Consider the following 5,931-nt stretch of genomic DNA (forward strand, 5'->3'; position numbering starts at 1 on the left):
CCCTCCGTCGCGGCCATCAAGCCGAAGCGCGCAGGCATCACTTCAGGCGACACCTGCGCCTCCAGATCATCCAGATCTAGCTATGTAGTACTAGGGCTTTCTCGACTTCCAGGGCCGCCATAGCGGTCGCGATCGCCGGTTCCACGCATCCTGTTGAACCCGCCGCCCACCACCCCCGTACGAAGAGTGATTGTTCAATGGCACATAGTGATCAAAGTGGAGGGTGGTATGACAGTCGTCGAGACGGGGAAACCCGTCGAAGCCACTGGGGCCGACTCGGCAGCTTTCATCTGAGCTGCCACCCGTGGGCTTGAAGCAGTGCCCGGCATGGTGCCGGACGCATGCGGAGAACCCCGGAGCGGGGATCTTGCACTGTCGGCTGATCAAGAACGTCACCGTGGACACCGTCACGGGGCATTGCCTGGAGATTGCGGTCGTCCAGGAAGAAGACGCGGAAGGTCTGCGCGCCGAGCCGTCGCTCTAAATGGGCGTGTCCCGCTCGAAAACTCGGTTTCGTGCCGTGACCTGAGGTTTCGCTGCGGGATCGATGGCGTGGCTGGGACCATCTCGGGGTGCTGTTTTCGCTGGTCTACCGTTTGCTCAGATGCCTGTTCGGCTTGCTGGTGATGCCCCTCTGTCGGACTTGTCCAAGGAGGCCGAACTGCTGGTGCGGCGGCACGAGAACCAGGTGCTGCGCCGGCAGGTTCGCGGCCGGCCGCAACGGGATCACCTCGACCGGCTCTGGTTAGCGGCGTTGTCCCGGTTGGTGCACCGCCGCCGGTGGGCGGAGGTCTTCCCGGTCACCCCGGCCACGATCCTGCGCTGGCACCGCCGGCTGGTCGCCCGGAAGTGGACGTACACCGATCGTCGCCGGCCGGGACGGCCGCCTACCGGCGTTTCGATCAGGACCCTGATTGTTCGGATGGCGCGGGAGAGCCCGACCTGGGGACACCGGCGAATCCCGGGTGAACTGGCCCGGCTTGGGTACACGATCGCCGCGTCCCACCGTATGGGAGATCCTGCCGGCGGGCGCTCGGTGCACGACCTGACCGCGGCCCGACAGCACGGCATCGTCGACGGCCTGACCTTCTGGGCGACCGCCGGCTACGCCGACAAGGGGTATCAGGGAGCCGGCGGCGCCATCGGCACTCCTTACAAGCGGAAGAAGGGCCGCAAGCTGGGAAAACGCAAGAAGCTGTTCAACCGGTACCACGCCAAGGTCCGCGCCGTCGGTGAACGCGGCGCCGCCACCCTCAAGCAATGGCACATCCTGCGCAAGGCACGCTGCTCACCCAGCTGCCTGACCGCCGTAGTCCAAGCGATCCTCACCCTCGAGTACCAGGGCCGATGAGGATGGAATCACCTCAGTGAGTCCCGGTCGATCCGGCGGTCGGCGCAGGCTGTTGACACGGGTACGGCCGGGCGGGTGGCCAGCGTACACCGTCCGAGCTTCCCTGTGCTTGTCGTCGCGTTTGCTCTCGCGCTGGATCCGGTCGATTGCCTTGCGGGTGGTGGTGGTCGTCAAACCACCCCGTCCCGGGGTTCGGCGGCTGATCACTTGGGTGTCGTCGCGGTGATCAGCCAGAGGCCGGCCGGGAGCCGGTAGGTGACCCCGGAGTCACCGCCAGGGGCACCGAACCGGGCGAGGAGCCCGGCGGTTGCTGACCTGGCGGCCGCCTGCCGTGCTGGAGGGGCGGCCCGGTACGCCGCGCTCGCGGGCCCCATTTCGATGAGCCATTCGGCCACCGTGTCGGGTTCGTCGGGAACCTCCAGGGTGACATCGGGTGGCTGGATCGTGATGCCTTCGAAGCCGGCTGCGGTGAGGATGCGCTCGATGCGCGCCGGTTGCGCGAAGGCGAACGGGCCCGGTTCCTCGCCCAGCGGCAGCGGCGGCAGGGCGTCGAGATGGGGCGCTGCGCCGAGCACAGCCATCGCGAGCCAGGGGTTGGCCGTGCCATCACGGAAGACGGTCGCGGCCAGCCGGGCGCCCGGGCGCAGCGACCGCCTTATCGCGATGCAGCCGTCGACCGGGTCGGCCAGCAGCATCAGCGCCATGCGGGAGAACACCGCGTCGAACGGCGCACCGGGCACGACACCGACCGTCTCGATATCGGCGGCGACGAACCGCAGACCGGGGTGCCGGTCCAGGGGGAACCGCCGGCGGGCGGCGGCCACCATCGACTCGGCCAGATCCACACCGACCGCCTGACCGGTCGGCGCGACGGCCTCCGCCAGGGCGGCGGTGGTGCCCCCGCAACCGCAGCCGACGTCCAGGATCCGCTCACCCGCGCGTGGCCGCAGCCAGTCCATCGCGGGCCTGCCCAGCGGCCGGCCGAGATGATCGTGCCGGTCGGCGTGCCGTATCCAGCCGGGCGCCGTCTGCGTCCAGAATGCAAGGTTGCGCGCGCGCAGGGACGCGGTGTGGGGCATCAGAACGGCAGTTCGGTGCCGTCGAGGGTGACCGACCGGAATCCGGCGGCCTTGCCGGGGTCGAACCCCTCATGCTGCGCCGCGAGACCGGCTGCTCGGATCAACCGTTCGGACTGGAAACGACGGAACGCCTCTTCACTCTCCCAGACGTTGATGATCCTCCAGCCGTCGGGGGCGGGACCGGCCACATGGGCGAGCAGCCCGGGCGGCCGGTCCGGCCCCAAGTGCTTCTCCACCAGCCGGTACTCGCTCTCGGTGACTCCGGGCATCTCCTGCAGCACTCCGAACGGCATCCCGACCCACTTTCACTAGATGAAGCCTCTATCCAATACAAGACTACGCTTCTCACGTGGATGTCAAGAGGCGTTATGAATCGGCACGGCGCCGGCAACAGGCCCGTCAGACCCGCCGGGCGATCCTGGACGCGGCCGGCCGGCTGTTCGTCGATCCCGGTTACGCCGCCACCCCGCTCACCGCGGTCGCAGCCGAGGCCGGGGTCGCGATCCAGACCGTGTACGCCGTTTTCGGCAGCAAACGCAACCTGCTCTCCCAACTCGTCGACGTCACCATCGCCGGTGACGACGAGCCGACCGCACTGCCCGACAGGCCGTTCGTCGCCGAGATCCGCGCACTCACCGACCCCCGCGACAAGCTCGCCCGCTACGCCCGGCACCTGTACCAGACCCACGCCCGCCAAGCCGAGGTGATGATCGCGCTGGCCGGCGCCGCCACCGCCGACCCCGACGTTGCCGTGATCTGGCGCAAGAACACCGAGGAACGCCGACGGGGCATGACCATGTTCGCCGCCGAACTCGCGGCCACCGGTCGCCTGCGTCCCGACCACGACGTCGACAGCGCTGCCGACGTCCTCTTCCTCGCCATGGACGTCACCAACTACGACTGGCTCGTACGCGAACGCGGCTGGTCGCCCGAGCGCTTCCAACGTTGGTACGTGGACTCCGTGGCCGCCGCGATCCTCGACCTCCCACCGCCCGAGATCTGACAACCCCGGTCGAGTAGCGCTTGCAGCGCCGGGGCGGCGTCGGGAAACGGTTCAAGGTCGTCATAGCGCGCGATCAGCGATTCCCTGTCAAGTCATTCGTCACGCTCGGGTCCTTCAGGATCTCGTTCGCCCGCCGCAGCTCGGCGTTCTCCCATTTGAGCCGCTTGAGCTCCGCTGGTTCCTCGGGCGTGGTCCCTGGCCTGGCGCCGCCGTCGACCTGGACCCCACGCACCCACCTGCGCACCGTCCCTTTGAGGTGACTGCCAGTTCGGCTGCGACAGCCTTCAACGCCGACCGCTCACTGGGGTAGTCCGGACGAACCTCGACCACCATGCGGACCGCGCGCCAGCGCAGCTCCGGGAAATAGGGGACGGACGTGCCATGACTCGATCCACTCAGGGAAACGAGCCTCCACTCCACCTCGGGCGTCTCACATTCCTCGTCCCGGACACCTGCCAGCGGCTGGAAAGCTCGGCTGCTCAGCGAAGGGTCTGTGGATGTTCACCTGAGCACACAGTGAGGACTTCTTGACCGGTGTCATGTGCGTGACACGCATTTCCGGCTAACGTGATCTATCCACTGAGACGAAAGCCGCTTTCTGGGCCCGAGCCTGCGGGCGTTGGCTCCCCCTGTGGCTCCCCACCGCCGTTGGGGGAGCCGCGGAGCGACTTCGGTTTAGCCATCTGACCTGCATAAACTCTGTCGGGACGGCGGGATTTGAACCCACGACCCCTTGACCCCCAGGACGGCGGGGGAGAGATTTTTGCAGTTCAGACCTTGAATCGAATACGTGATCGAGGTGTGTTGATTAAGGCAGCGTGAGGTCCCGCGCAGTGCGTGTGGTCCCCACGCGGTCCCCAAGTTTTGGGGACGAGGGCGGACGTGAGTCCTGTGGCTATTGAGGATCACGAAGCTGGTGGGGTGGCTAACGATTTAGGCTCTGTAGCCACGATGTGGCTGTACGGGTAGTGGAAGATAGGGAGGCTTAATGTGAGTATGGTTTTGATGTCACGGAAGGAGTGTTGAGGTGTATGAGTTCTGGGTGGGAGTTGTTAGTTCACTGGCGGCAAGTTTGGTTACGGTTCTCTTGGGTTGGGCGACGTCAAAGCGGATACGACAAACTTTTAGAAGAATCGTATTGAATATTACCAAAGCGGATATCGTTGAAAGATACGAGAGTCAACGAAGTATGGCGATAGCCGTTGAGCGAGAATTGAAGGGGGCGCGTCAGATTCGCATTTTGGCCGGACGTGGAAATGAGTTGACGAGTGCCACGTTTAGCGGTCTTTGGGGAAGGCAAATCTCCGTGAAAATACTTCTTCCGGATCCCGATTCGGCAGGGCCGGGAAGTTGGATTGACGATCACGAGCAAGAAGCTGCCGGATATGACAGTGGGCATGGAGGTGGTTTGCTTGTAGAGCAAATAAAGGCGAATATTCTATATATAAAGACAGCTTCACGGGATGTTGATCGAATAATGCTCAGAGTCTATGATTTTCCGGCCATTGGTCGAATCATCCTTTCCGAACGGCGGGCATTCTTGACGGCTTATTCGGATATGCAACACGGAGCCGACTCTTCAGCCATTTCTGTTTCGGCGGGTCATCCGATATTCAATCTCTGTGAGAGAATATTTGAAAAGGTTTGGAAGGTGAGTAGAGAAATATAAATTTGGCTGTGCTGATTGGGTAGTAGCTGGACGGTTCCGGACTTGCGCGGGGGCGGGGCCTCGTAGCCTGAATCGGCGGACGGGCGGCACCTGCCTGCCCGCGATGGCCCCGTCGCGAGGCCTCGCGCGGGGTCCCCGCGCAAGTCGGGAACCGGCCAGCGGCACCCGGCCGGAGTGCGCAACCCCGTGTGACACCCCGTCTTCGAGCGGCCCCGCGGTGCCTGATGCTTTCGCGCCTGCCGACCGGCGTCGGCCTGGTCCTGTCGCCGGCGCCTAAGCAGAGGCGTCAGGGCCAGGCGCCGAGTCGGCGGCGCGTGCGGCCCGGTTCTCGGGCCGCCTTGAAGACGTACAGAAAGTTTGCACAGAGTCCCGGACGCTGAATGACGCTCTCTCCGACGGCTCTCTGCCTGGCGACTATCGGGCAGTCGCTTGGAGCTGGCGAAGGTGGTCGAGGTACTCGACGGCTCTCGGCTCCGTCTCGTACTGCTCTTTGATCGTGGAGCCGAGTTCACGGGAGACCATCAGCAAGCTTGGCAGCGACTTTCGCTCACCCTTGAGTGCGCGTTCGCCGAAGTCCACGGCTCTTTCCACGTCGCCTTCGCGTGCCGCGATCAGTCCAAGGGTCAGCCGGGCTTCCGCGTTACGCATCGGGGATCGTTCGACTCCACCGGCGTCGGTTCCTACTCGGATGACGTCTTGGGCGTAGTTCTCCGCGAGCTTGTTCTCTGCTGCGCTAGCCTCGATTTTTCGTGAGGTCGGTTGGGTCGCGGAGCGACCCAACCGGCTCTTGGTTTTCGGCGTCGGGTCAGCCGTTGGGCCCGACTGTCGC

The 5,931-nt window shown here is 64.9% G+C and carries 5 protein-coding genes and 2 pseudogenes; 3 read left to right on the forward strand and 4 right to left on the reverse strand.

Annotation, left to right across the window (positions count from 1 at the left end; genetic code table 11):
* The first annotated feature begins 604 nt into the window (after positions 1-604).
* Positions 605-1,351, forward strand: coding sequence for a transposase family protein (locus CHC11_RS39880; RefSeq protein ID WP_179279246.1), 747 nt, complete (start codon positions 605-607; stop codon positions 1,349-1,351).
* 203 nt (positions 1,352-1,554) lie between these two features.
* Here the strand turns inward: CHC11_RS39880 and CHC11_RS39885 are convergent, their stop codons facing one another.
* Together CHC11_RS39885 and CHC11_RS39890 are read right to left on the reverse strand one after the other, a co-directional pair.
* Positions 1,555-2,430: a class I SAM-dependent methyltransferase gene (locus tag CHC11_RS39885; RefSeq protein WP_089317102.1), complete on the reverse strand. Its 876-nt coding sequence runs from the start codon at positions 2,428-2,430 to the stop codon at positions 1,555-1,557.
* Positions 2,430-2,723 (reverse strand): hypothetical protein, encoded by a 294-nt coding sequence (locus CHC11_RS39890; RefSeq protein WP_089317103.1) that lies wholly within the window; start codon positions 2,721-2,723, stop codon positions 2,430-2,432. The genes CHC11_RS39885 and CHC11_RS39890 overlap by 1 nt, the downstream gene beginning before the upstream one ends.
* A gap of 56 nt (positions 2,724-2,779) precedes the next feature.
* Between CHC11_RS39890 and CHC11_RS39895 the strand changes: the two genes are divergently transcribed.
* The gene (locus tag CHC11_RS39895; RefSeq protein WP_218826456.1) at positions 2,780-3,433 is read left to right on the forward strand and encodes a TetR/AcrR family transcriptional regulator; all 654 of its coding nucleotides are present in this window, start codon (positions 2,780-2,782) and stop codon (positions 3,431-3,433) included.
* Between the two features lie 103 nt (positions 3,434-3,536).
* Here the strand turns inward: CHC11_RS39895 and CHC11_RS43220 are convergent.
* Positions 3,537-3,766 (reverse strand): annotated as a pseudogene (locus CHC11_RS43220) (IS3-like element IS987 family transposase); the annotation flags it as partial.
* A 694-nt stretch (positions 3,767-4,460) separates the two neighbouring features.
* Here CHC11_RS43220 and CHC11_RS40965 point away from each other — a divergent pair.
* A complete protein-coding gene (locus CHC11_RS40965) occupies positions 4,461-5,102 on the forward strand; it encodes a hypothetical protein (RefSeq protein WP_143227495.1) in 642 nt (213 codons plus the stop codon).
* A gap of 414 nt (positions 5,103-5,516) precedes the next feature.
* Here the strand turns inward: CHC11_RS40965 and CHC11_RS39900 are convergent.
* Positions 5,517-5,931: pseudogene (locus CHC11_RS39900) on the reverse strand (hypothetical protein); the annotation flags it as partial.

Source organism: Actinomadura mexicana (assembly GCF_900188105.1).
Taxonomy (GTDB): Bacteria; Actinomycetota; Actinomycetes; order Streptosporangiales; family Streptosporangiaceae; genus Spirillospora; species Spirillospora mexicana.

What these genes read in the sequence shown, in the direction of transcription:
- CHC11_RS39880 (WP_179279246.1), top strand. Translation starts at nt 605, where the DNA reads ATGCCTGTTCGGCTTGCTGGTGATGCCCCTCTGTCGGACTTGTCCAAG.
- CHC11_RS39885 (WP_089317102.1), bottom strand. Translation starts at nt 2,430, where the DNA reads ATGCCCCACACCGCGTCCCTGCGCGCGCGCAACCTTGCATTCTGGACG.
- CHC11_RS39890 (WP_089317103.1), bottom strand. Translation starts at nt 2,723, where the DNA reads ATGCCGTTCGGAGTGCTGCAGGAGATGCCCGGAGTCACCGAGAGCGAG.